Origin of the sequence: Flavobacterium piscis (assembly GCF_001686925.1) — a bacterium.
In the GTDB taxonomy this organism is placed as follows: Bacteria; Bacteroidota; Bacteroidia; order Flavobacteriales; family Flavobacteriaceae; genus Flavobacterium; species Flavobacterium piscis.
On sequence record NZ_LVEN01000038.1, the window covers coordinates 80,492 to 106,856 of the forward strand.

A 26,365-nucleotide genomic window follows, 5' to 3' on the forward strand; every position below is an offset into this window, starting at 1 on the left:
GGTAAATGCAGTTCCAAAAGAACTGCATTTATTTTTTAATTTACTTTAACAAATTCAGGGTTACTTTTTGCTGATAAGTAATTATCAAACCACCGCATCACATATTCTGTTAAATGTTTTTGCTGTTCTTTATCAGTTAAAACATGCTGCTGATCCGGATATAGAAGCATTACATTTTTTTTACCAAGACGGCGCAAGGCTAGATAAAATTCTATAGTCTGATAATAATTTACATGTCTGTCTGCCTCACCTGCCCATGATAAAAGCGGAGTTGTTACCCGATCTGCATAATACACCGGCGAGTTAGCCAGATAACTAAGGAAATTTTTAAAAATCGAGCCGTCCATTCGAAGCTGACCGGACTCGTACTGAAAGAAATTGGGGCGGTTGAAATTCCACGAAACATAAAGGTAGCCACTTATAAGATCAGTGATTGCTGCACCCGCTACGGCAGCGGAAAAAATATTAGTTTGCGTAATTATATAATCTACTTCATACCCTCCAAATGAATGCCCAATCAAGCCTATCCTTTTAGGGTTGACCGGAACAATTTCCAAAGCTTTTTTCGTTGCTGCAACAACACAATCAACAGCAGAATTTCCCGGATTGCCAAACTCATACACAATGTCTGGGAGCAAAACAAAATAGCCATTATTTGTATAGTGACTGACATTAAAACCATTGCCACTGTAAAGCGATGGATTAATATAATCGTGTACAGTTGCTGATTGTTTCTCATACACATGAACGATCATAGGATAAAGTTTTTCAGGATTATAATTTGCAGGATAAAATAATGCAGCCTTAATATTATTTCCATTCCTATTACGGTAATGAATTACTGAGGAGGTTCCTGAATTGAAATGCTTAAAATGAGAATTACTCTGATAAAGAGTGTTTACTTTTTTTTCTTTTATGTTTCGTAAGACAAGTCTAGGCGGTGTTTCAAAACTTTCTTCTTTGTAGATTACACTTTCACTTTTTGAAGCCATTACAGGATCAGAGATTTTATTTTTGCTTAATACAATTGGAATCGTGGAACTATTTTTTTTATACCACCATAACCCATTCACATTTTCAGTTTTTGATTGAAATATAGTGGATTTGCTTAAATTTATTACAGCGTTTGTTACACCATCAAAATTACCTTTTAGCTTCTGCTCATTTGAAACAGGCCTTATCCTATATATTGTTTTTTCGCTCCTTCCATGTGTTAATTTTAGTGCTTTCAAATTTTCGATTGATATTTCCCATATGTCAAACCGGTCGTAGAGCAGAATGGATTGGTCATCAGGTGTCCATCCGGGATTTCCGTATGGAAGAGGACCGTCTCCGCGATCCAAATCTTCAACAGAGAAAGATTCCTGTAAAGCTGAAGTGAGATTAGTATGAATATTTTTCTCAATATTATAAATCCACCAATGATTATTTTTAAAATAGGTAACGTATTTTCCCGCTGGAGATAAGGCAATTTTATCAACTTCATAATTAAAATCTTTTAAAAAATATTGTTCCTGTCCAGTGTCAAGATTGATTGTTTTGTAATCTCTGGCAGCATGAAGATTTGACTGTGGTTCATTGGCGACAGGATTCCATGTGATTGCAAATTTTCTATTGGTGTCAAGCATCAATTTAGAGAAAACAGTATCTGTCAGTATTCTAAAATTATTTTTTTCAGGCCACCATACAACTGTCTTGGGCATTTTAACACTGCCGTCTTTTTCCTTTTCAGCAGGTTCTAAATATTTGTCATCTGCATTCCATACCTGCACGATTTTTTTTGCTGCTTTTTCGGATTTCGGATTTCGGCTTTTAATTTTAAAAAACACGCTTTTCCCATCCTCTGATATCATCATATCTGAAACAGTTTCAGACTTTATTACATATTTTTTATCAAAATCAAAAGTGGTGTCGGGCTGGAAAATAAACATTTTTTGTGTATCGGTTTTGTAGTAAACCAATTCTTTTACCTCTGCTGAAGAATCTGTATTTACATCAGTTTTTGACCTTGTGAATACTGCGGATCCGGTGTTTTGCTGCCAGACAAAACTTGTATAGTTAAAGTTGTCGCTTTCTATTATTTTTGATTCTGAGAACTTTTCTTTTATAGTTAAAATCGAAACACTGCAACCATTGGATACAGATTTGCTGTAGATCAGCTGATTTGATTTTTTATTATAAGCATATCCCTTGACATTTTCTATTTCATAAGATGCAGAACCATCTAATGGTTTAATAATTATTTTTTTTTGCTTGTCTGTACGCAGAAAAATAATCAAATATTTTTCGTCTGAAGTAAATAAGTAGTTATCTGCATTTTTTGTAATCTCAATTTTCCCTGAAGGCAGGTTAAGCAGTAAAAGTTCATTTTGATCGTTTCGGCTGCAAAACCATTTTTCTTTCAGAAAGGTTCCTGTCAGAGTACTTGAAAAAGCATAGTTTTTATTTTTCTGGGTGCTTTTTACAAACAGTGTATCAGAGCCTTGCTCATAAGATAAACTGTAGGTGTACCATTGTCCATTTTCTGAAATGTTTTTTGTTTCCATGGTGCTCCACAATTTGTAATCAGCATCACTGATATTTTTTTTGATTAGTCCCTGTCCCGAAGCGGAACAGGTTACTAATTCAAATATGAGTACGGAAAGCACTCCGTAAACAAATCTTAAATCCTTTTTCATCTTTTATATGGTATTAATATCCTGGATTCTGAGGAAGTAAATTAGGATTGAGGGTCAGTTCAGTTTCAGGAACAGGGAGTAGATTGTCTGTTGAATTCCATCCATTTTTTAGTCCTATCAATTGTGAATCCAGCTGTCCGGTTCTTTTCAAATCAAAGAACCGATGGGCCGATTCAGTAAATAGTTCAAATCGGCGCTCCCGGATAACAGCTTCCAATATTTCCTGCTGTGAAACTGCAGGGGTATTTCCTAATCCTGCATTCTGCCTTATTTTATTGAGGTCTTCTTTGGCTCCTATTAGGTCTCCCTGCTGCGCCCTTGCTTCAGCACGTATGAGATACTGTTCGGCAAGCCTGAAGATTATTGAATATTCAGTTGAAGTGGCAGTCTTTAATTTGACTTTGTATTTGGCTGCGAAATACCATGTGGAAGTTCCTTTTGATACCGAGCCAATCCATTTTTGTCTTCTCTGGTCACCAATTTCAAAGGCATTGACAAAGTTTGGATTAAGTGCTACATCGGCAGGTGGTCCGGTAAGTAAAATCATTAATCCTCCCTCTGCGCTATTCTGACCTTCAACTCCGGGCTTGTACTGCCAGATGGTGACAGTGCTTCCTTTTAGGAATATTTTACTCAGATCGTTTTCCCATTTGTATGTTCCGGTATTGTTTAGGATATATGAAGCCGCATTGGCAGCTTCAGCCCATGTCCTTGAATACAGATAAACCCTTGCAAGAAGTGCCATTGCTACTGCTTTATTAGCACGTGTGCGATCAGCGGACAAATAACTCTCAGGAAGAAGTGAATACGAAGTCTGAAGATCTTCTATTATTTTCGAATACAAGAGGTTTGTACTCGAACGCCCAATTGTAGTGTTCTGTTTGTAATCTGTTGCTGTAACATAAGGAACATCACCATACAGATTCAATAAATAGAAATGCAAAAGAGACCTTATAAATAAGGCTTCGCCAATGAACTGATTTTTATCTGTAGTGGCAAGGGTAGCGGAAGCAGTTATTCCCTGTATTACTGAATTGGCGGCATATATTTGAGAATAAGCTGTTTTCCACCAACTTACAACTTGTGGATTAGTAGGCAGCAGTGTGTTGTTGTAAAAATTTAATGATGTGCCTGAACTAATACCATAGAAATTCAGTTCATCTGTATAAGCACCCATTTTTGTGGTTATCGACACACTATTTCCAGTTAGCATCCCCGAATCGCGCAGGCTGGCATAAATATTTGAAACTGCTGCATTGGCGGTACTCTTATCTTCAAAGACTGCTTCTGTAGAAAGTTGTCCCGATGGGCTGTTAACCTCGACAAACGATTCACAACTGTAACCCGACATCACTAATAAAGAGATAATTATTCTTTTAAATAGGGTTATTTGCTTCCGTAGATATAATTTAGTTTCCATAATGTTAGTATTAGTTTAAAAAGTTAGATTAAGCCCCGTTGTAAATACTTTCAACGGCGGGAGGTATCCGGCAAACTTAAATTCAGGGTCATTGCCTTTATATGGGGTAAAAGTCAGCAGGTTCTGTCCTTCAAAAGAAAGACGGCATCGGACTCCTTTTATCCAGTCCTCAGGTAATGTGTAGGATATTGCGATGTTCTTCAGGCGTATATAAGGCGCATCGGTAATGATTCCGTCACTGTTGAAATATTTATCCGAGGCATCCAGAACCTCCCCATCAGCGCTGGTGCTAAATCTTTGAAATTCGGCATTGTCTCCGCTGTTCTGCCATCTATTAAGAATTCTGGTTGTTTGATTACTCTTTGCTCCTGGTAAGCCAAGACTATATTCCTCACTATAATTTTTTTGCTTTGAGAACTGGAGCAGAAAATCAACCTGCCATCTTCTCCAATTAATTTGATTCTGCAATCCGCCAAAAAAATCAGGACTGAAATCTACAACAGTCTGCTTGTCTTCGGGCGATGTTATACGGCCGTCATTATTAATATCTTCAAATTTATAAATTCCGCTCTGCGCATCTATTCCGGTATAATGGTAGGCTTTTATTATAGTAAGTGGGGCACCGATTACAAATTGGTTCTGGTAAGTCGACCCCTTTAAATTGGGAAAGGACAATAATTTATTTTTGGCAAAAGAGATATTGAAGTTCGTGATCCATTTAAAACTCTCTTTTTCAAAATTGACAGTTCTTAAAGTGAGTTCAACTCCGCTATTTTGTACTGATGCATCCAAATTAGATTGAATAGATGGAAACCCTGTTGTTCCAGGTAATGGAATACCAACGAGCTGATTGGAGGAACGGTTTTGATACCATGCACCCGTAAAGAAAATCCTGTCCCTGAAAAAACCAAGCTCTATGGCAGCTTCCGCTTTTTTATTAATTTCCCACGCAAAGTCTGCATTAAATAAACGAGTTGGCGCTATTCCGGTTACGCCTCCATAATTTGTACTGGCAGTAGAATACGTGTCCATGAACTGATAATCCCCAATCTGATCACTGCCCGTAGTTCCGTAACTGGCTCTTAACTTACCAAAACTAATAACAGGATTAATGGTTTTAGTCTGGTTTTTATTAGAGAAAATCCATGCGCCTCCAACAGCGCCAAAATTAGCAAACTGATTTCCGGGACCAAAACGGCTTGAACCATCACGTCTTCCAGTCAGGTTTAAAATATACCTCTCGTTAAAAACAAAATTCAAACGGGCAAATACTGCCTGATATTTATAAATGGATTCAGTATCTGCTATTGCTTTTAGAACCGTTGCTGAAGATAAACTGTAAATAAGGGCATTGCTTGTAAATCCGGTTGCTTCCTGTACAAGCTGACTGCCGGATAATTTTTGAAATGTACTACCCAATAATGCCTGTGTTTTTAATTTTCCATAGGATTTCTGCCATTCGATTTGGGGTTCTATAATCCATGACTGCCTTTGGGTGTCGGTTGCAGTTATAATAGAATATTCGCTTCCGAGCTGATAGGCAGGATCAAACATAGTAGAAGGCTGGGTGCGGGTTTCGTTATGATTTGTATTGGTAAAACCCAGACTTGCTTTTGCAGTTAAACTAGGCAATATTGCATATGATAGCATTGTATTTGCAATCAGGTCATTGGTTGCAGTTTTATATTTGCCCTCCAGATAAGACAGAGGGTTTTCCCAAGTGCTGTTCTCCCAATTAAGGTTTCCAGATTCATCGTATAAAGAAGGTGCATTTGGAGCCAGAAGAACCACAAATTGTGAGAGGTCAATTCCCGGCTGGTTATTTTTCTGTGCCGTAAATCCTGCTGTCGTGTTGATTTGAAATCTGCCATCTTCAGATTGATGATTAAGATTAAAACGCACGTTTGCTTTGTTATAGTGGTAGTCTCCCGGAAAAACGGTTGTTTCTTTATGAAAGGCAGAACTGATAAGAAATTGTGTTTTTGAAGAACCTCCGGATAATGATGCCTGAATGTCTGTATAATTTGCCATTCCTCCCAGAAGTTCTTTCTGCCAGTTGGTATATCTGCTTTGATCCCAGGTGCCATTTACATCATAATCACTAGGGCCATAATCAATACCGTCATTAGCAAAAGCTTCCCGACGCATCTCCAGATATTGATCTGTCTTTAACAGATCCATAAAATTTGTAACCTTGCCTATACCTTGCCGTACATCTACTGTGTAACGAGTCAATCCTTCTTTTCCTTTTTTGGTTGTAATCAAAACAACACCATTCGCTCCACGCGAACCGTAGATAGCAGTCGCATCAGCATCTTTCAGCACTTCAATGCTTTCAATATCAGCAGGATTAATAGAATTTAACGGATCAGAAGCAGAAGGAAGCACAACGGTACTGCGGCTGCTGCCGACAGTTTGTGAAGAATAGGGAACTCCGTCAATAATATACAAAGGTGTGTTTCCATCACTTCGAATGCTGTTTCTTCCTCGAATTTGAATATCAAACCCTCCACCTGCAACACCGGTTGTCTGGGTAATATTTACTCCGGCCATCCGCCCCTGCATGGCGGCAAGCACATTTGTTACTGGCTGTTTCTCTATGTCTTTTGAAGTAATTTGGGTAATACTTCCTGTACGTTCACTTTCTTTTACGGAATAATATCCAGCATTCACAAGAACTTCTTGCAAGGTTGTAGTGTCATAAATCAATTGAACATCTACAGTTTTACGCCCATTTATTGGGACAAGGGCAGTTTTAAAACCTATAAACGAAACAATTAAGGTATCGGTAGCAGAGACGGAAAGGGTGTATTGGCCACTATAGTCGGAAATGGCTGCAACATTAAGTTTGTTTTTTACTGCAATAGTTACGCCTGGCAAAGGATTAATACCATCGGTTATAGTTCCCTGTATTTGATGTTGTTGAGTAAAAATAGTACTGTGCCGGATTGTATTTTTGGAATAAAGAGATGAAAAAGAAAAACAAAGCCATATAAAGAATAGGCAATAAAGATCTTTCCCATCCTTGTAAAATGAAAAATAATTCATAATATTGGATTGGTTAGTTAAACTAAGATTTGATTAGCTATGATCCTCTATACTAGTTTGCGAGACGAAGTAGAGGGTCATTTTTTATACGGTAACTTGAATGGTTTATGGTATCGACTACCATTTTTGTTAAATCATGGGCACTAAATTTTGGTTAGTTAAACTAAGTAGAATTTTTACGAGCCTAAAAAACAATGAAGATTGGTGCTATGAATGAAAACTGAAGGATTTGCTTAAAAAAATAAAAAGGGCAGGTACTCAGCTTATTGCTCCTAAGGTACTGGTATACCCGTACGCGAATAAGTGAGCCCACGCCCTTTAAGGCGTGAGCATTTACACTTATCGTCCTGCGCGTACGAAAATTACCAGTTTTAAGGAGCAGGATTCAAAGCGAATGCTTCAAATATTTTCAAATGAAGTATCGCAAATTTAATAATTCTATTCAAAAGTATAGAAAAAAAATATGTAATGCAAATGCATTACATCAAAAATATAAAAAAAAATGAAATTGCTATATGGGAAATTTAAGACCAGAGGATATAATTTTAAGAGATCAGATTAAATTAAGGCTTAAAGAGTTAAGAGAAAAAGCAAGCCAAAATAAGTCTAATCTATCGAAAGATGTTGAGATAGATAGACAAAATTTTCAGGCATGGGAAAAACTGGAGATTGGAAGAGGAATGAGCATTTATTCTATCGGCAGAGTTTGTAAAGCTTTAAAAATTACACTTAAAGATTTTTTTGATAGTGGTATATTCGACAATACATAAAAAAAGATGCTTAGGCATCTTTTTAATTTAGGTGAAAGATAAAAACACGTATTTATACGGGGTTTCTCTATTTATTAAAAAACTAATTTGCCATTTCAAGGGACAATTATGGAAAACCGTAAAAGAAAATGAAAGTGGTTCTTTAAGTTTGGCATTAAAAGCTTAAAAATGGCATAAAGCCATCTGAAAATGTACGGTAGTACGCCATTATATGGCATGAATAAACGAGTTAGCGGTTATGTTGAAAGAACGAATCGGAAAAGATGAAATATTATAGATTACATATTGACTGCAAAAACAATTTTGAAACTTATTCCAAAATAACTGAAATTCTTGGAGTTAAGCCAACGGAATTTAATACCGAAAAAAAAGACGAAAATTTATATAGTTTATGGACTTATACTTTTGATGAAGATGACCTCGAAACGCCATATTATGATTTCATAAATAATTTTTTAGATATAATTGAACCAAAATTTGCCGAACTCAAACAAATAGGAATTAAGAAAAAACATATAACATTTTGGTTAAACTATGAATATGACCAACAATGTGGGATGGAATTTAATCCGAAAGAAATGAAACGATTAGGTAAAAGTGGAATTACAATGTGTATAGATTGTTGGCAAAAAAACGCAACAGTTGAATTATAAAAGTGAATAAAAACACAACCGCTAACAGCCGTTTGGCAAGATTGGGGTTTTAGGCTGAATTTAAAGTTGGTTTTGTATTTGGAAAATTTTGTGTTTAACCAAAAAATCCCGCATCTTTATTCCCCAACCTCTCCAAGCGCCAGAACGTTATGTGACAAATTACCACAACAAACTGTAAAAGAATGAAATATAAAATAGAAGATATAAATTTTACAAAAATTACTCCAAAAGCTTTTGAAAACTTGTGCTACGATTTATTGGTAAATTATAATTTTCATAATCTGATATGGAGAGATGGCGGTAGTGATAACGGAAGAGATATTGAAGGGAATTCTAATTATTTAAACCCTTTTAGCACTATTGAACAAAAATGGTTTTTTGAGTGTAAACATTATTCAGCAGGAGTTCCTCCAGCCGATTTAAATTCAAAAATTGCTTGGGCAGATGCAGAACAACCTAATTTTTTAGTATTCTTTGTAAGTTCTTATATTACAACTTCAGCAAGAGATTGGTTAGAAAAAATTTCTACACAAAAAAAATACAAAATTTTATTAGTTGAAGGGCCTGATTTAAAAAATAGAATTGTTCAATATTCAGATTTGGTTGAACGCTATTTTTCCGAGAATAAATATGAGAAGTTATTTAAGGATATGAAGGATTATAAAATAAAATTTAATATAAACCCAAGTTATGAAATATTAAAAGAAATAATAGAAAACATTAATTTAGATAAATTAGATAAAGAAGATTTAGGGTTTATAATCTTAAACTTTTATGAACAATACAAAGCTTTTGAAGGCAGAAATGATTATTATGGGGATTTTGACGGGAAAATAATAATTAGAGTTTTGGAACATCTAAAAAAGATTACAACAAATGATAGGCTCACATCATTTGATGAATACAAAGAAAATTACGATGAGCTTGGCGGAGTAGGTTTTTTAGACGAAATGTACTGGCTTGATGAAGAAGATAATGAAGTAGAAATGGAAAATTATCCATTTCAATATTATGATTTACATTTAAACTATAAAAAAGAACAAAAATTTTGGAATGTTGGAAGATATGTATTTATCATATTTGAAGATTTAGCTTTTGAGATATTTAAAGATAATGAAACGGAAATAAGAATAATAAAGGATTTTAACCCTGAAAAACTTCCTCAAGCAAGTCTAAACTTACCCGAGAACATCGTTGAAAAGTTCAAAAAATACGCAGAAAAATTCGTCACATAACAGCCACTACAACGGATTTGGGCATTTGGCTTAATGGTAAGATGGTCTTGTATTTGAATGATTTGGCAAATCCGAAGAATAGGCTTAATTTAATCCCAAACACGTTGTAGTGCCAAGACGTTGGCGGTCATTATAACAAACATAAACTAAAAAAAAAATGAGTGGTTTCAAATTTAATAAAATCTACGTAATTGAATCTTTAGATTCAAACGATGATAAACTTACAGGTCAGGAATTATATGAGGACTTATTGAGAAGAAAGACATATCAAATAAAGGACTTCAAAGCTGAATTATTTCAAATTGAAAATAAAAAAGATTTTTTTGAAAAACTCGAACATATTAAAAATGAAAGTATAACCGAAGGTTACTTCCCAATTCTTCATTTTGAAATACATGGCAGTGAAGACAAGACAGGTCTCGTCCTAAAATCAAACGAACTTGTAACATGGGAAGAGCTTGTCAAAGATTTACGGGATTTAAATACAATCATAGAAAATAATCTTTTTATAACAATGGCAGTATGCTTCGGTGCATTTATCATGAAATTAATCAAAGTGAATGAAGCGTCACCATTTTGGGGAATTATTGGGTCATTTGAAGAAATATACGTTTATGATCTTGTAATTAGATACAATGAATTTTATACGGAATTCTTGGAAAGTTTTGATCTTAATAAAGCAGTTGAAAAACTTCATAATGCTAATCCGAAATTAGAGTCATCATTTAAGTTTATTAATTCAGAACAAACATTTATAAACGTCAATAAAAAATATTTTTCAGAAAAATTTACACCAAAAGCTATAGGCGAAAGATTTAAAGATGGAATTAAGCAAGAAGGTATCAAAATGACTGACCGAAACAAAATGCACGATTTTCGTTTGAAATTTACTATGGAATTACATAAATCCAAAAGACAAACCTTTGAAGAGCATAAAGAAGCTTTTTTTATGATTGATAAATTTCAAGGAAATGCTGAAAGATTTAAGATTAGATATGATGAGCTAAAATAACGACCGCCAACACACGCTACAAGCAAGCTGGGCATTTGGCTTAATTTGAAGATAGTTTTGTTTTTGAAAAATTAGTGTTTAACCGAAACATTACGCATTTTTAATCCCAGCCTGCGTGTAGCGCGAGAACGTTGTGTGTAATTTAACAACAAAAATTGTCAATGATAGAAATTTACTCGAAAGAACTTGAATTTATAAATGATTTATCTAAGAGAAGTTACACTGGTAACACTATGAATTCAAACTCTAGTGAAGAAGAAAGAATAAAGTTTAGGTTATTCAAAAAGAAACTAAAATCATTAGCCGAATATTTTAAAAATCAATTTAATGATGAGTTCGGAGAATTTACATTTAATGCATCCTCAGGAAACCCTATAAAGTTTAATGGCACAAAACTTAACAGAGTTTGGTCAGGAATTTTCAAAGGAGCACAAAACAAACAATATTCAGCTCAGATAAGTTTTGTAGTTAATGAACAAAACAAATCAATAGATCTTGGTTTTTATTTTGGAAGAGCTTCTTCAAGAGGTCAATCTCCTGATCTTGAAAGATTACAGTTTTTAGGAAACACATTATCATCCTCTATCAAATCTAATATTGAATTAAGAAAGCAATATGAAGATTTAATAGATTTTGGATTCCAACCTATTTCTGCAAATAATAAAGTTGATAGCGAAAACTGGTTGAATATTATTGCTTCAAATCCACAAGATTGTCAATTAGTTTATAAATTAGAACCAAATGAAAATGGAATAATTGACTTAACTATCTTGACGCTTTATGTTAAAATGCTTATGTTCATAATGGCATTAATTCCATCTGAAGGAACCGAAAAATCAATTATAAAATATTCATATTTAACTCCCGAACAAAGAGCTAAGCAAGCTGAAAGAAAAGCGTTAATTGGATTAAAGGGTGAAAAATTTATTATACAAAATGAAATTAAAAGATTAACAAAATTAAATATAAAACATAATAAATATTTATTTCACATGTCTTTAATATCTGATTCTTTTGGATATGATATTAAGTCTTGTGACAAGAACGAAAACCATATTTTTATCGAAGTAAAAACAACAACACGAAAAAAAGGCGATTATCAAGCAAATCGCTTCTATATATCAAATTTTGAATTTGAATTTTATAAAAACAATAAAGACAATTATAAATTATTCAGAGTTTATGATATTGATGATTCTCCCGAATTTGATGAAATAGAAATGGAAGAAATTAATTTAATTGCAAATTCATACATAGTAGAAATATAAACTACACACAATAGCCACTACAACGGATTTGGGCATTTGGATTAATGGAAAATGGTCTTGTATTTGGATGATTTGGCAAATCCGAAAATAGAGCTTAATTTAACCCGAAACCCGCTGTAGTGCCAGAACGTTGTAGGGCATAACTGAAGAAAATCGGAGAATTCAATAGCCTATCGCAAAAAATATTGAAATTTAAATAACGAAAAAATAACCTAAAACTTTAATAATGAAAAAAAAAATAAGCATTTCAACATTTCTTTTATTAACTGTACTTTCTTCTTCTTGTAATAAGAAAAACAGTGATACTGAAAATAAAGTAAAGAAGGAAGAAACCGTAAGTGAAAATAAAACAATTACTTCATTTCAATTCGTAAATTCTATAAAAAAAGACATGTTTTTTTTAGATGAAAATCTTAATAAAGGAATTGAAATTTCAGATTTTTTAATAGAAACATATAGTTATATTAGTAGTTATAATTCTTGTACACTTTATTGTACTCCTTATGATAAAAAAACAAATACATATGTGTATACTTATGGTTATGAAAAAAACGACACTAAATCCCTTAATGGAAACAACTTAAATAAATTAATGTTAAGTTCACCAAGTTTTGTAGCACATTTAAAAAACCCTAGAGATTTAAAAAAATTAAAAATGTTTGATCCTAACAAAACGTATGTAACTACCCGAAATGATGTTGATAATACAAATGAGCCTGTTGACTCTAAAATTATCGATTTAGTCACTATAAAAGGAATATTAATTAAAGATCCAAAAGGTATTTTAGTTATCGAAGATGCTGAAATTATAAATCAATAAACATTATAGTTCAAATCATTTGTAAAAAGAACTATGTAATAGATAAACAGAAATGGCAAGAGTTTACGCATATTGTTACGCCCTACAACACACGTCTTGCGCCATTTGCGAATTTAGTGGAATTACCGTTTTTTATCGTATTTTCGTTTAGCCGAAAATACTCGTCTTCGTAAGTCGCAAACGGCGCAAGGCTTGAGAACGTTATAGCCAATAGCACAACGACACTGCACAAAACAAAAAACCGTACCGACAGAAATGCTAGAAATCAGAAAAGGAACAGCGACAAAAAATTATGAGAACACATTTTTTAGAGAGTTTGCAGACAATTTAAAAAAGATGTTTGACAAATATTCGCTTGACGGTTTACTGATTGCAAACTCTGAATGCGAAGCTGAAAAAAGACTTCAAATTGACGCTTTACTTGTAACGGAAAAAGCAGTTTTAATAATTGACTTCAAAAACTTCGGTGGTAAAATAACTTTACCGAAAAATGCTAAATCCGAATTTGACTTTGGTAAGTGGACAAATAAAAACGGAGAACAAATAAAAGGTGGAAGTTCTATAAATCCTTTTATTCAACTAAAAACACAAAAAGAAAGATTTATAAAAGTTGTTGAAAAGCAAATTTTAAAAAAACTGTCGCCAAGCGACAGTTTTAATGCTTATCATACAGTTAGAGCGGTTTGTTTTCAGAAACCTATTGAATTAATTGGAAAAATTCCGTCAAATGAAGAATTGAACTTCTTCATTTTTGATAAAAATACTTATCTGGAAACAATCAAAGATATTATTGATATTTCCGACAAAGAAGTTTCATTATCCAAAAACTCGTTTGACATTTTTAAAGAAATTTTTAGAGCTGACCTATTTGACACTTCTGAAAAATACGACCAAGCAAACGACTTTACGTCTTATTATACCGAATTAGATTTTGACAATCTTTATCCTGACCAAAAATCAGCACTCAATGAAATTGAAAACTTCATCAAATCAGAAGAAGAAAAGATTTTTATACTTCAAGGAACTTCATTGAGCGGTAAAACGCATTTAATTCCTTTCATTCAAGAAGTTGCGTTTAATAATCAAGTTGCAGAAGTAAAATTATTTGCTTCTTCAAGCAGAATAGCAAACAATCTTTTAAAAAGTTCAAATTTAGAATTTGAAAGTATCTACTCTTACATTTATGGTGGTAATTCTACAAACATAGACGAGAAAGAAAATGAAGAAGAAAACGAAAATTCTTTAAATTTAGAAATCGTTCCACTTTTAAAATCTGACGACACAGAAGAAGCAATATTTATCGTTGATGAAGCACATTTAATTTCTGATAATTATCATCAATCTGTTGATTTAAGATTTGGTTCTGGAAAGTTATTAAACGATTTTTTAGAATTTACTGATTTAAAAAACACCAAAAGAAAAGTAATTTTTATTGGAGACAGTTTTCAATTATCATTAGGAAAAAAAGAAGAAGCTTCATTAAATCCCGAATATTTGAGTGAAGAATACAGTTTCAAAAACAATGCTTTTCAGCTAATTGACAAAGAAAATAAATCAATCATTGTTTCAGAAGCACTCAAAGCAGTTAAGTGTATTCGACAACAATCATTCAATAATCTTGCTTTTAATTTTTCAGAAAACATAAGAACATTAGCGAAAGAAGATTTAAAATCCGAAATAGAAAACTCTATAAATAAAAATTCAAAAATTCTTTGTTATTCAAATTCTGACGCGCAAAAAGTAAACTATTGGATTAAAAATTCTATTCTAAAAAACGGAAATGAATTAACAAATGAAGATTTAATAATTTTCGGAAACAACATTCGTGTTGAAGATGAAAATGACCCATTTGCAGAACCAAAGAAAATTTACAACGGTCAATTCGGAACAATATTAAGTGTTTCAGATTTAATCAAAAAAGATGAAAGACTTCTTGCGCCATTGTATTTTCGTCAAACGAAAATACAACTCAAAGAAACAAATCACGTTCTTTCATTTTTAAGTTTTGAAAATTTTCGTTTGAGTGACAAAGGCGACCTTTCAAAAGAGGAAATAATTTCATTTAATATTTTACTCAATCAACTTGCCGAAAAAGAAATATCCAATTTCAAAAACGGTAAATATTATGCTGACGAAGACCTAAAAAGTTTATTAGAAAAATACGTTCCCAACACACGAAAAGGAATATCAAAACTACAAAAAGCACTTAAAAAACATTTGCGTAGCATTCCATCGTCAGAATATTACAAATACAAAAATTCCGCACAAATCCGTTTCGGTTGGGCTTTAACCGTCCATAAATCTATGTCTTACAAATGGAATGAAATCTATTTCAATGTTGAAACTGGTGGCGGAAAAACAAATGAAACTTATTTTAAATGGATTTACACAGGTTTAATTAGAGCAACTCAACAAGTTAGTTTAATAAACTACGAACCAATTAGTCCTTTTTTCATATTAACTATAAATCCTTCTGTTCCAAAAATCGACAAGGGAAAAGAATTGTTTTACGTTGCAGACAAAACGGCTGACCTTTCAACCTCTAATAAAACAATATCAGAAAAATTTAATTTCCCTGATACTGAAAACCAATCATCACTATTGCAATTATTTCAGTTTGTTGAAAATAAAATTGCTCAAAATGGTTTATCAATAAATTTATTAAATCATCCAAACTATCAAGAACTTTATGAAATTAATGGTAGTTCTGGCGAAAACGCAACATTTTCAGTTTATTACAACAACAAAGGGCAATTTAAAATGCCCAATTTGATGAAATCAACACCAAAAGAATTTGGAGAAGAACTTATCAATCTTTTAAAATCTGAAAACCAAATTTCTGACTTTACTTTTATTCAAAGCAATTGGAGAAAATCAGCATACGAGCAATTAAATCAAAAATTAAAATCAAAAGAAATTGGTTTTAGTTACATTATACAAGTTCCTTACAAAGACACCATTCAATTAAACAATGGTAAAGAAACACTTGTTGCAGAATTGTATTACGACGGAGGCGGATTTTTCACTTCAATAATTGCAATTTCTTGTACAACTATTGAATTTTGGGATGAAATTCAATTCATTTTTAACAAAATGAAAGAAAACTAATGCCTACACTATTTGAATTTAGCCAACAAATTGCCACTTTAAAAAAGGAAAAGAAATTTCCAGAAGCACTTTTGTATTTCAGAGAAAATAAAAACAGTTTTACAAAAGATCAAATAGCAAACAATGTGTATATCGTTTCTGATATGATTTCTTGTTTGAGACACGCAAATCATTTAGATGCAGGTTTTCAATTTTTGAGCATTTATGGTATTGAAATAAATTTTGACCAAAAAGAAAGAATTTTAAGTGCTTATGGTTGGCTGCTTTGGGCAAAATATAAAGCTGAAAATGGAATTAACGGACATTCAGCAATCGAAGAAGATTTTTTTGACGAGGAAGATGAAGAAATTAGCAATCAAAATTTCAATTTAGATAAAAGTGAATTGCTTTTAAATGTTGAAACTTTAATTCCTATTCTAAATTCGCTAAATAACGATTTCACAAAAACATTATCATCTAATCTTTTTTCAATTGTTTTAAAATCAGAAAAGAAAAAACCGGCACCAAATTGGAGATTAGTAAATGAGTTTTGCAACAAAATAGGCAATGAAAACCTTTCAAAAGAATGTTCAACTATTCAAGTCGAAAGAAAAGGTCAATTGAAAGATATGGAATTGGCTTCTGATTTCGAAAATTGGTATGCTTACAAAACAAAATCATTAACAAAAATAGGCGAATGGCAAGAATGTTTAGATTTGTCAAAAGAAGCTCTTGAAAAAATTGAAAATTTTCATTACTCAAACGATGCTTGGTTTTCAAGACGTGTTGCAATAGCGAAAAAAAATCTTGGTAATACAGAAGATACAATTCAAGAACTTGAAACAATTCTTAAAAAAAAACGTGAATGGTTTATTCAAAAAGAATTAGCCGAATTATATCTTGAAAAAGGAAACATTGATTTAGCTTTTAAAATGGCTATAAATGCAATAAATAATTTTGGACCTTTGGAGTTTAAAGTTGATTTGTTGTACTTGATTGGAAAAATCCTCAAACAGCAAGACAAATTAGATTTATCATTCAAGCATTTTACGCTTTCAAAATTAGTTAGACAATCAGAAGAATGGAAATTGCCTCAAAAGTTATTTGAAGAATTAAGAGGTTTTACATTTACAGAAGTTCCACTAACGGAATTAAAAGAATTAAAAAAGGAACTTCAAAAATTTTGGGATAGTTTCAATACGACACCTATAAAAACATTTGATAAATCAAGAACAGCAACAAACAATAACTTTGAGGGAGAAATTATAGAAATAAGAAACGACAATGAACGTGGGAAAGATGGATTTTTAAAAAGCAATGGACAAAAATATTACTTTTCAGTTTCATCTAACTTTCATCTTACACCGAATATTTTCGTTGGAAAAAAAGTATTGTTTGAAATACTGCCTCATATAGAAACAAAAAAAGAACAAGTAAAAATTAAAAAGATAATAAGCTGAAACTGCGCTAAAAAAATATATGGAAAGAGAACCTACTAAAAAAAAGAAATCTAACCTAGCATGGATATTTTTAAAGCCAGTTGCATTTGTATTTTGCATATCAATTGTTAATGGAAATTTAGCAGCATACTATAAGAAGCATTTTTCCAATACTTTTCAAGACAACAAAAGTACTGAAAAAAAATCCCGCCAAGTATTGTATAAGACCTCATATGAGAACTCCAAGAGAAATTTTAATCAAAATAACTATTCCAATCAGGACAATCCTAATAACGATGCATATTGGAAAAGTAGAGGATATATAGTACGTCCAGAAAATTGGCGAGAACTAATTGAAGAGGAAATCGCTCAAACGCAAGATGATTTAGATAATCGCTCAAATCAATTAAACCCCAATAATGATTCCTATTGGAAAAGTAGGGGCTACAGTGAAAGACCAGATAATTGGGAACATGAAACGAGCAGTTCTTCAAATGATGAAATGGACAATCATGCAAATCAGATGAATCCAAATAATGAAGCTTATTCCTCTAGCAGAGGTGGAGGAAAAAATTAATGGTTAGCAAAGAATGTCTTTAAAAGGTTATATTTTTATTGAGGCTGCCTTTTAAAAGCAGCCCCAATAAGCAAGAATGAATTATTTTTTAGATTCTTCAATAGAAACTTTTCTAAACTCTTTTAAAAGTTTTCCAATTTCCAAAGTTGATTTACGAGCTCTAGCTCCCGCTGCTTTAACACCTTTATCAATTAATGACTCAGATTCTGTTTTAAATGTTTCGATTTCGGCGTTTATTTTTGCTACTAAATCTTTCATGATATATTTTTATTAAATTAAGGCAGCAAAAGTAAAATTTTGCTCGTTTTATAGCAACTTTGCTGCACATTAAACGTTTTTAATTTATAAATAGTATAGAAAACATTTTCTTGAATTATTTATTAAAGAATTTTGTTTTCTTGAGACATCTTATTTAGTTCTTCAATAAAATAAGACGTTGGACACCCGGCTTCTGCAAAAAAAGCCTGAGTAAATGTTTTAGTACTGCTAAAGCCAACTTCTTCAGCCAATGCACTATTAGAATATTTCCTTATTTTACTATCTTCTTTTAATAACTTTATTAGATAATTGATTTTAAGATCAGCGATGTATTTCACAAATTTCTTTCCTCTGTATTGATAGATTATCTGTGATAAATATTTTGGATTGGAATTGAAGATAGCGGCAAGCTTTGCAGAATTCAAGTCTTTTGCAAGAAATTTTTTATCCCTTTCAAATTTTTCCAATTGTTTAAGTATTTCAGCAACAGTATCTTTATTTATATTTCCGATTCCATTACTTACATTTTTGACTTCCACTTTAGAAACTGCCTCATTTTTTGCCATCAATTCCTCAAATTTTTGCCTATAAACATTCTTATTCCTGATATGCCTGTAAGCAATGAATGATACGATTAAAAATAATACTAGTACAATACCAGTAAAAATAAAATCGTTATACTTCCTCTTATTAAACAATTCTTCAATATCCTGCTTATCTTTTAGTAATACTTTCGTGTCATACACTTTGCGAACTCTGCCGGAAAGATAGATGAACTTGTTGTCTAATATACTGTCTGCCTTTAGTAGCTTATCCGTATAATAGAGCTGTTTATGAAGATCTTTTTTAGATTTATAATACTTTAATAGTAACTCGTAGTTCTGCCGTAAATCCGGACGTATATATCCTTTATCATCAAAAATCTTATCAACTTTAAAAAAATATGGCAAAGCCATTTCGGGTTTATGGAGATCCCAATAGCTTTTTCCAATATAGAAATACCCAACAGACTCATTGCCAAAATCTTTATTTTCCTTTATAGATGGAATGGAATAATTAATTTTTTTTATAGCTTCTGCATAGTTGTTTTTAAAGTACTGATTAATGCCTTCTGAATGAATAAAATAATTTTTCATTTCAGTATTTGACATTCTTATCCCTTCTTCAATTCCTTTTTTATTTATTTCAGAACATAATCCATAATTACCAATCCTATTATGGCACAAACCGAGTAAATGCAATGAATTTAAGTATGCTCTTGTATTTTTCTCTTTAAAATAATCAGTACACTCAGTAAACAAAGAAATAGCTTCGTCATAAAACCCTAGAAAATATTTTATGATAGCAATATTATATTTAACCTTATACACTAAGTACTTATCATTGGTTTTGGAAATAAAATTATCAGCTATGAGGTAATTATCCAATGCATTTTTGTGCTCTTTTCTGGCATAGTAAACAATTCCCTTTGAAAGATAAGCTGAGCCGATAAGAGCATTATTATTGGCTTTTTTGGCAGTGTAAATCATACTGTCTGCATATATCAATTTCGATTTTTCAGGTGCATAGAATAAATAATTTTTATATCCATTTACAATTTCCTCGGAATTTTTATCCTTTTTTGCCTTGTTCAAAAAGTACTTAAGATAGTATGCCTGTTTAACTTTATTCTCAGCTGTTGCTTCTATACGTTCAAAAAGATAATCATAACTTTTTCTTTTAAGCGTATCGAAAATTTTCGATTCCATTTCCTGAGCATACAATTGATTTCCAAAGCAAAGAATTACTAATAATATATAATTTTTAATCATAAGTTAAATTAAAAAATGAGACATTATTTGATGTGAAAATGCATTTTTATCAGCGAAAAACACTATTGTGTAAATATAACATAACATTGTGTTTTGTTTAAAACAATGTTAAATATACTGCAATCTATTTAGAATTAGTCTATTTTAAATAAAAAAAAGGTATGTCGATTTTCGGAAAATCGATAGCCTAAATTCGGAAAATCCATATACAACGTTTTGCAAATCAAAAAATCTACTTCTAGATTTGTCTTGAATTCAATAGCAAAAAACATTTGGCATCGTGCCGGATTAAAGTTCTGCTAACCCGGGTGAAATGAACTGACTGAAAAAAACAGTCTTTACATTTAACACTTTTAATCATGAAAAATCTTTTATTATTGCTAGTTGTATTAGCATCACTACTTGTTTCTTGTACCAACGATAGTATTTATAATACTGAAATTTTAGATGATGGTCTTATTGAAAATAAATCTAAAAAAACAGAAAAGCTACTTCAGACCCTAAGTCCTGAAAATCCGGATAATGAATATGACATAGCAGGTAAAATACATAATGACATCCTTGATGTTTACTTGTCTGGAAATTATACATTCAATACGATTGCTCAAATCAGCCAAAAAGTAGATTCTATCTCGGTTCTGAATAATGATCTATTAAATATGGCAACAAGTCTTCCCTGTAACTTTCAGGAAATTCAAGAAACTGTCGATGGTCCTCAAATAAAATTAGAGCAAGCGATTGTAAATTCCTCAATGACAAATGCCGCTAAAATTTCTCTTTCCAACTTTATGGATTCCATACTATTATGGGAAACTAATGAATATGCTATCATTCATCAATCCATAATCTCATTCGAGGCGTCCGTTATATCTAACACACAGTTTAGCAATGAGGATAAGAGGATCATTCTCACGACTTCCTCTATAGCAAGATATTCATCGTATTATGCTAAAGAACGTAAAGATAAGGATTGGGAAGCTTCTGTTGGAAATCGTGTTGGAGCGGTACAAGGTGCAGTAGCAAATTCTTCAACTGCGATTAATAAATCAATAGTGACAGGACTCATAATTCAAAATCTCCTAACACAATAGTTATGTATATACCTGAGTCGATTGAAAAACAATTGCAATATGCGTATTGCGTGTTTTTGATTCTTTTCAATATTGTAAGCCTTTATTTCATCATAGATCTATTATCCTATGATGAAATAATAGGCTATTTAACCGATGGCGGGATAAAAACTGATTCTCCCAGAAAATTGGCATATCTATTTTTTGTAAACGGCATATCAAATTTATTGTTCGTTTGCGTTTCATTGATGGCCAGATTATTTGATAAGTAATACTTTCTAGCAAAATTAAACATTTTAAAACGCTTATTTTGGCATCTCTAAAATCAAAATATAACCCATCAGGCTTACAAGTCTACATTTTTGAAACATTCTCCTCCAGAATTGCTTTTAAAGAATCAATTATATTGAATCGATTTACAGTTTTGATTATAAATTCCGGAGCAGTATGCCTGTTGATCAACAGTAAAAAGATTCATTTATTTATCAATGAACTAATCGTCATTCCAAAAAAGTCTATTTGTGAAGTTTTAATAATGAGTAATCAATTGCAAATATGCCAGCTTTCATTCTCTTCGGAGTTTGCTTTTGCTAATAGTATAAGATGGCCGCACATAGGATATTTTGAATTTTTTATTGCAAAAAATACTTCCAAGATTTTTCTCAAAAATAAAGAAATTGAATTACTTGTAGGTTTACTTAAATTAATCAATAGTAAGGTCAGAAGTTCAAATAAGAATATTCTGAAAAAGGAAACATTGCTTTTGAGTTTTAATCTTTTTCTTTATGAACTGGCAGGAACATACTATCGATCATCCTGGTACGATAATGTCAAACATACTGGAAATGAAAAAATAGTTATCCATTTTTTTAGGTTAGTAGAACTACACTGCAGAAAAGAACACAGTGTGAAATTCTATGCAAATATCCTAAATGTTACTGCAGGGCATCTTACTAAAACTGTCAAACAGGTTACGGAGATCACAGCGAAACAATGCATCGAAAATGCAATTATTCTGGAGGCCAAAATCCTGCTTCAAAATAATGATTTAACCATTTTATATATTTCAGAAGAACTGAAATTTGCCAATACTTCTTTTTTTAGTACTTTTTTTAAGAAGCATACTTCCCTGTCTCCTTCCGAATACCGTTTACGATTAAATTCTAATTAATATTAACAACACATGTTTTGACTGGGTTAAGAATGTTCTATAAGCATTGATTTAGAGTACTGTCGATTGCAAGTCGGGAGAAATATTTACTAAATAAAAGTAAAAGAAATGACTCAAACCTATCTTTTAGAATGGATGGACTTAACGGTGACTTCAACCCTTAATCCCAGCAAAACCGATCTTACTATGATTTCTCCAATTCAATCAAGAGAGATTATTGAAAAAGCGAATGAACAAACATTTTTTATTCAGTCACAGTTTACTATACAGGTTTTTTCACTTACTAAGGAGAAACAGATAAAAATTTTAGTTGGAAATTATTATTCCACATTACTATTTCTTTTAGATAAAATCACAGAAATAAATAATAGTAATGATTTACACAGAGATAGTCTAAAAGAAGTAACAACTACTTTAATATCCTGTTTGAATGAATTAATAATTTTTATAGAATCAAGATTCGCAAACTATTTAACGGCCCCTTTTCAAATTGTTGAAAGGAAGACAACTAGTCCTATAGTAATGAATGGCTTTTCTGGTAAAGTATTATGTAAACTTTCAACCGATCAAACAGCCTTAATATTAAGGGCATCCGATGAATTAAAAATTCTTATTTCAAAATCAATGAATCATTTATTTAAAACAATCGTTCCTTTTTTATCCACTCCAAACAAAGCAGATCTTTCATACAATGCCATGCGGAGCAAGGCTTATGTTTTTGAAGAAAGGGATAAGCAAATAGCAATTGAAACATTGGAACGCATGATCAAACAGATCAAAGAATATTAATCAAATACTACTAATTTAAAATTTAAAAACATGAAAAAGCTATCCTACATTTTAGCGACATTGATTCTGATAATCATAGGCTGCCAGCCTAAAAAGCTGGATGAGAAACTGGCTATAAACCTTATTCTGGAAAAAAATCATTACCCTGCTATTGTACACCATGACATTTTTTGCGGTGATCCGACACATGCTTACACCATTTTTAAATCCGGACTCGTAGAAAAAGGATTTGTAAAAGTACTTCAAAGCAAGAAATTTGGTGATACAACTTCGTTTGTGAGTTTTACTCCTGCAGCAAAACCGTATTTACTACATACACCAGCAGATGATAAAATAAGTAAAATACAGCGAGTAAAAGTAGCTGATGAAGAATTTGGAGCAATCAAAGAAATAAGGATGATGAGTTCTGGTAATAAGGCAATTGTAGAATACACTACGATTCGAAGAAAGAATATTTTTGCTGCTGCCATTAAAAACGGATTGAAAGATACACTTAATCATGAAGTCTATTTTATACGAAACGATGATGGCTGGCAGTTGTTGGATAAAAGGTCGGAAATTGAATTTTTATCTTATTAGATATTCAAAAAGTTACGTAGGCAACCATAATTGTATTATTAGTTCTATTACAAAATTGTTACACTCTTATTAGTCAGTAATGTATCAAATTGACCTGTTTAAATTTCCTATTTATTGATCTTTAAGAATTTGTTAGTGACTCATTCTATTATACCACGTAAAGAAAATTTCAATAAGATAAAACTGAAAAAAATCATTTTTATTTTAATTCAAAAGTTAATAAAATTGTAGTAAAAATATTTCTTATATTCGCTTGAAAAGCCACCTCATAGCTCAAAGCCAATTTGAAAATTGTATTTGGGTACCATTTTATGGCTCGAATAACTAAATTATAGGCAATTTTAAAGAAAGCTATGCCAACAAAGGAATTCAGAAAGACGTTCAAAGATACTCTTGATTCACTTCATATGTCAATTTGTGAATTAACATTAAAAAAGAATGATGAATTTTATAAATTACTTCGGTCATACTACTCATTTATACATTCACGAACTCAAACTTTATTCTTACTTGTCCAAAATGGTTGTCTTTGGGACGCAGATATTATTTTAAGACCAATTGCTGAATGCACTGTAAAGTTTGCCTATGTTTCTTCTTTTGATGAAACTACGAGAATTGAAAAAGTTCGCGAGTTTTGGGTAGACTTAGCGGAAATAAATAGACTAAAACAATCAAATCAGGCAAAACAGATTATTGAATTGACCAATATTGATTCTGCTTTCTTAACAGACATCGTTTTAAATGAAAATGACCAAATACTTTTGGCGGAAAAATGGACTAAACAAATGCGACAGAGAAAAGAACAACCTTGGTCATATAATGAAATGATAAAAACTATTTCAGTGAACTATGACTTCAGAGAGATATTAGGATTAGCAAGGAATTTTACCCAATCAAGTCATTTAATTCACGCAGATGAAACTGCTTTAGGAGTAATTTTAGATAGAGAGAATAATAGAACAGAAGCACAAAAAGAAGCTTTAATGAATCTTCATGAGGTTAGATTACTCAGCGATTGTATAGCATTATATTTTTGGCTAGTAAAAGTTTCTTCTAGGCTTTCCGATATTGATGTAAATCCTGAATTAATCAAAAAAATAAATAATTTCGAGAATAGTAAATTGGAGTTTAAATCGTTGGAGAAATTGATTGAATAAAAACTGTATACAAAAGCTACTAAACGGATTTGAGCAATAGGCTTAATGGAAATTGGTTTTGTATTTGGAATGATTTGGCAAATCTGAAAATAGGGTATAATTTAGTGCCAAACCCGCTGCAGCCAGAATGTTGGCAGTAATTTTGAAAAACCTCCGAGAATTCAATAACCTAACTCTACAAATGATAAAAGTGGAAATTTAAAATATTATTAAAATATGTCATTACCAATTATTTTAGACAAGTCAACTTTTCAGAGTTTAGGACACGATGAATTAATTCAACTTCATAGATATTACATTATAAATGTAACACCACTTCTTGTTTCTGAAATATTAGGCGATTTGTCTAAAGAAGAAGTTGAAAACAAGAAGTTACCAAAAGAAGTAGTAATCAGTTTGGCTAATAAAATTTTTCCTTCAAATACTTATGTAAATACAAATTACAAAAAGCTCTTGGAACTATCTCTCCTTGGGAATAAAATTGAACTAAATAATCGACCTTTTCTAGAAGCAAGTAAGTCAATTAACACAGGTAAAAAACAAGGACTTGTATTTGAAGAAACAGAAGATGAAAAATCCATCAGAAGATGGAAAGATGGAAATTTTAATTCTATAGATGAAATAATGTCTTGGTTTTGGAGAACAACGGGTAAAGATGAAGAGGTAGTACAGTTATTTAAAAACAAAATGGAGCAATTTTCTCTTATCAAATTGGAGAAAAAATTAGGTGACAATTTAGAAAACTTAAAAGCCTTAAGAGATATTTTATTTATTGAATTGAATAAACCTGAAAAACAACAGCAATATTTAAGTTTAGTAATTGATTATTTTGAATTAGACTATAATTTAGCTGCACAAATATTTTACAGATGGGAAACCGAAAAAAACAATTCTATTTCCAACTTCGCACCTTATGCTTTTTATTGCATAAGCATAGCTGCAATGTATTATGTGGGAATAAACAATAAACTGTTTAGTGAAAGGAAAACTAATTTATTAGACTTGGAGTACCTTTACTACACACCTTGTTGCCGAGTCTTTAGTAGCAATGATAAATTTTTGATTTTCTTATTTGAATTAATTAACCCAAAAAATGTTTTTTTTATAAATTCAAATTCTTTAAAAGGTGATTTAAATAGCTTCCATAAATATCAAATAGAGACTGGAGAAATAAATGATAGACCACCAATAAAGGACACTGAAACATATAGGATATGGGATAAAGTTTTCGATTTAAAATTAAGTGACTTTCTAAAAGCTCATCCTAAAAGTCAGGAGGAATTAAGAAAAGAATTTGAAGAAATTTTAAAGGCAACTGAAACTGGTAAACAAGGTACTTTTGATGGGGAACCTGATTTTGTAACAAAAACCACTTATATGAGGCCAACTGACCCTTGTGTTTGTGGAAGTGGAAAGCAACTTAAAGAATGTTGTTTACTAAAGGAAAATGAAACTAGTTCAAACATACGTTTCTAGCAATTTGCAAATTTAGTGTAATTACCGTTTCTAATCGTATTTCGTTT

The 26,365-nt window shown here is 31.7% G+C and carries 21 protein-coding genes; 15 read left to right on the plus strand and 6 right to left on the minus strand.

What is annotated here, in order from left to right; translation table 11 throughout:
- Positions 1-35: 35 nt before the first annotated feature.
- Genes FLP_RS16985 through FLP_RS16995 form a run of 3 tightly spaced genes read right to left on the minus strand, consistent with a single transcriptional unit; the run spans position 36 to position 7,146 of the window.
- Positions 36-2,678 (minus strand): alpha/beta hydrolase family protein, encoded by a 2,643-nt coding sequence (locus FLP_RS16985; protein ID WP_065450724.1) that lies wholly within the window; start codon positions 2,676-2,678, stop codon positions 36-38.
- 13 nt (positions 2,679-2,691) lie between these two features.
- Entirely contained in the window at positions 2,692-4,098 is a 1,407-nt protein-coding gene (locus FLP_RS16990) for a RagB/SusD family nutrient uptake outer membrane protein (RefSeq protein ID WP_065450725.1), read from the minus strand.
- Positions 4,099-4,113: 15 nt separating this feature from the next.
- Positions 4,114-7,146, minus strand: a complete 3,033-nt coding sequence (locus FLP_RS16995; protein WP_065450726.1) for a SusC/RagA family TonB-linked outer membrane protein — start codon at positions 7,144-7,146, stop codon at positions 4,114-4,116.
- Positions 7,147-7,661: 515 nt separating this feature from the next.
- On the opposite strand from FLP_RS16995, the gene FLP_RS17000 reads away from it, so the two are divergent.
- From FLP_RS17000 to FLP_RS25645, 9 genes are all read left to right on the plus strand, one after another.
- Positions 7,662-7,916: a helix-turn-helix domain-containing protein gene (locus tag FLP_RS17000; protein ID WP_065450727.1), complete on the plus strand. Its 255-nt coding sequence runs from the start codon at positions 7,662-7,664 to the stop codon at positions 7,914-7,916.
- A 263-nt stretch (positions 7,917-8,179) separates the two neighbouring features.
- Entirely contained in the window at positions 8,180-8,569 is a 390-nt protein-coding gene (locus FLP_RS17005; RefSeq protein ID WP_065450728.1) for a hypothetical protein, read from the plus strand.
- 182 nt (positions 8,570-8,751) lie between these two features.
- Entirely contained in the window at positions 8,752-9,804 is a 1,053-nt protein-coding gene (locus FLP_RS17010) for a restriction endonuclease (protein ID WP_065450729.1), read from the plus strand.
- A gap of 157 nt (positions 9,805-9,961) precedes the next feature.
- Positions 9,962-10,816, plus strand: coding sequence for a hypothetical protein (locus FLP_RS17015; protein ID WP_065450730.1), 855 nt, complete (start codon positions 9,962-9,964; stop codon positions 10,814-10,816).
- A gap of 161 nt (positions 10,817-10,977) precedes the next feature.
- Positions 10,978-12,084: a protein NO VEIN domain-containing protein gene (locus FLP_RS17020; protein WP_065450731.1), complete on the plus strand. Its 1,107-nt coding sequence runs from the start codon at positions 10,978-10,980 to the stop codon at positions 12,082-12,084.
- Between the two features lie 226 nt (positions 12,085-12,310).
- Positions 12,311-12,904: a hypothetical protein gene (locus tag FLP_RS17025; RefSeq protein ID WP_065450732.1), complete on the plus strand. Its 594-nt coding sequence runs from the start codon at positions 12,311-12,313 to the stop codon at positions 12,902-12,904.
- Positions 12,905-13,159: 255 nt separating this feature from the next.
- Complete coding sequence (locus tag FLP_RS17030; protein WP_065450733.1) at positions 13,160-16,012, plus strand: NERD domain-containing protein/DEAD/DEAH box helicase; 2,853 nt, start codon at positions 13,160-13,162, stop codon at positions 16,010-16,012.
- Complete coding sequence (locus tag FLP_RS17035) at positions 16,012-17,451, plus strand: tetratricopeptide repeat protein (protein WP_065450734.1); 1,440 nt, start codon at positions 16,012-16,014, stop codon at positions 17,449-17,451. Before FLP_RS17030 ends, FLP_RS17035 begins: the two co-directional genes overlap by 1 nt.
- Before the next feature lie 19 nt (positions 17,452-17,470).
- Positions 17,471-18,007: a hypothetical protein gene (locus tag FLP_RS25645; RefSeq protein ID WP_065450735.1), complete on the plus strand. Its 537-nt coding sequence runs from the start codon at positions 17,471-17,473 to the stop codon at positions 18,005-18,007.
- Positions 18,008-18,088: 81 nt separating this feature from the next.
- Here FLP_RS25645 and FLP_RS17045 read toward each other — a convergent pair whose 3' ends face one another.
- Both FLP_RS17045 and FLP_RS17050 read right to left on the minus strand, forming a co-directional pair.
- A complete protein-coding gene (locus FLP_RS17045) occupies positions 18,089-18,265 on the minus strand; it encodes a histone H1 (protein ID WP_065450736.1) in 177 nt (58 codons plus the stop codon).
- Between the two features lie 122 nt (positions 18,266-18,387).
- Entirely contained in the window at positions 18,388-20,076 is a 1,689-nt protein-coding gene (locus tag FLP_RS17050; protein ID WP_065450737.1) for an AraC family transcriptional regulator, read from the minus strand.
- Positions 20,077-20,453: 377 nt separating this feature from the next.
- Here FLP_RS17050 and FLP_RS17055 point away from each other — a divergent pair, with 377 nt between their 5' ends.
- On the plus strand, positions 20,454-21,167 hold the full coding sequence (locus FLP_RS17055) for a hypothetical protein (protein WP_123921682.1): 714 nt from the start codon (positions 20,454-20,456) through the stop codon (positions 21,165-21,167).
- Between the two features lie 124 nt (positions 21,168-21,291).
- Here the strand turns inward: FLP_RS17055 and FLP_RS25560 are convergent, their stop codons facing one another.
- The gene (locus tag FLP_RS25560) at positions 21,292-21,441 is read right to left on the minus strand and encodes a hypothetical protein (protein ID WP_165606692.1); all 150 of its coding nucleotides are present in this window, start codon (positions 21,439-21,441) and stop codon (positions 21,292-21,294) included.
- Between the two features lie 15 nt (positions 21,442-21,456).
- On the opposite strand from FLP_RS25560, the gene FLP_RS17060 reads away from it, so the two are divergent.
- From FLP_RS17060 to FLP_RS17080, 5 genes are all read left to right on the plus strand, one after another.
- Positions 21,457-22,317, plus strand: coding sequence for a helix-turn-helix domain-containing protein (locus tag FLP_RS17060; protein ID WP_123921683.1), 861 nt, complete (start codon positions 21,457-21,459; stop codon positions 22,315-22,317).
- A gap of 108 nt (positions 22,318-22,425) precedes the next feature.
- The gene (locus tag FLP_RS17065; RefSeq protein ID WP_065450740.1) at positions 22,426-23,106 is read left to right on the plus strand and encodes a hypothetical protein; all 681 of its coding nucleotides are present in this window, start codon (positions 22,426-22,428) and stop codon (positions 23,104-23,106) included.
- A gap of 30 nt (positions 23,107-23,136) precedes the next feature.
- A complete protein-coding gene (locus FLP_RS17070) occupies positions 23,137-23,685 on the plus strand; it encodes a hypothetical protein (protein ID WP_065450741.1) in 549 nt (182 codons plus the stop codon).
- Between the two features lie 353 nt (positions 23,686-24,038).
- Complete coding sequence (locus FLP_RS17075) at positions 24,039-24,842, plus strand: DUF5677 domain-containing protein (RefSeq protein ID WP_065450742.1); 804 nt, start codon at positions 24,039-24,041, stop codon at positions 24,840-24,842.
- Between the two features lie 216 nt (positions 24,843-25,058).
- Entirely contained in the window at positions 25,059-26,318 is a 1,260-nt protein-coding gene (locus tag FLP_RS17080; RefSeq protein ID WP_065450743.1) for an SEC-C domain-containing protein, read from the plus strand.
- The last annotated feature ends 47 nt before the right edge of the window (positions 26,319-26,365 follow it).

Coding starts and splice junctions, on each gene's coding strand:
- FLP_RS17015 (WP_065450730.1), top strand. CDS start 9,962: ATGAGTGGTTTCAAATTTAATAAAATCTACGTAATTGAATCTTTAGAT.
- FLP_RS25560 (WP_165606692.1), bottom strand. CDS start 21,441: ATGTTTAATTTTGCTAGAAAGTATTACTTATCAAATAATCTGGCCATC.
- FLP_RS16995 (WP_065450726.1), bottom strand. CDS start 7,146: ATGAATTATTTTTCATTTTACAAGGATGGGAAAGATCTTTATTGCCTA.
- FLP_RS17065 (WP_065450740.1), top strand. CDS start 22,426: ATGACTCAAACCTATCTTTTAGAATGGATGGACTTAACGGTGACTTCA.
- FLP_RS17005 (WP_065450728.1), top strand. CDS start 8,180: ATGAAATATTATAGATTACATATTGACTGCAAAAACAATTTTGAAACT.
- FLP_RS17045 (WP_065450736.1), bottom strand. CDS start 18,265: ATGAAAGATTTAGTAGCAAAAATAAACGCCGAAATCGAAACATTTAAA.
- FLP_RS17010 (WP_065450729.1), top strand. CDS start 8,752: ATGAAATATAAAATAGAAGATATAAATTTTACAAAAATTACTCCAAAA.
- FLP_RS17000 (WP_065450727.1), top strand. CDS start 7,662: ATGGGAAATTTAAGACCAGAGGATATAATTTTAAGAGATCAGATTAAA.
- FLP_RS17080 (WP_065450743.1), top strand. CDS start 25,059: ATGTCATTACCAATTATTTTAGACAAGTCAACTTTTCAGAGTTTAGGA.
- FLP_RS17025 (WP_065450732.1), top strand. CDS start 12,311: ATGAAAAAAAAAATAAGCATTTCAACATTTCTTTTATTAACTGTACTT.
- FLP_RS16985 (WP_065450724.1), bottom strand. CDS start 2,678: ATGAAAAAGGATTTAAGATTTGTTTACGGAGTGCTTTCCGTACTCATA.
- FLP_RS17070 (WP_065450741.1), top strand. CDS start 23,137: ATGAAAAAGCTATCCTACATTTTAGCGACATTGATTCTGATAATCATA.
- FLP_RS17035 (WP_065450734.1), top strand. CDS start 16,012: ATGCCTACACTATTTGAATTTAGCCAACAAATTGCCACTTTAAAAAAG.
- FLP_RS25645 (WP_065450735.1), top strand. CDS start 17,471: ATGGAAAGAGAACCTACTAAAAAAAAGAAATCTAACCTAGCATGGATA.
- FLP_RS17030 (WP_065450733.1), top strand. CDS start 13,160: ATGCTAGAAATCAGAAAAGGAACAGCGACAAAAAATTATGAGAACACA.
- FLP_RS17020 (WP_065450731.1), top strand. CDS start 10,978: ATGATAGAAATTTACTCGAAAGAACTTGAATTTATAAATGATTTATCT.
- FLP_RS17050 (WP_065450737.1), bottom strand. CDS start 20,076: ATGATTAAAAATTATATATTATTAGTAATTCTTTGCTTTGGAAATCAA.
- FLP_RS17075 (WP_065450742.1), top strand. CDS start 24,039: ATGCCAACAAAGGAATTCAGAAAGACGTTCAAAGATACTCTTGATTCA.
- FLP_RS16990 (WP_065450725.1), bottom strand. CDS start 4,098: ATGGAAACTAAATTATATCTACGGAAGCAAATAACCCTATTTAAAAGA.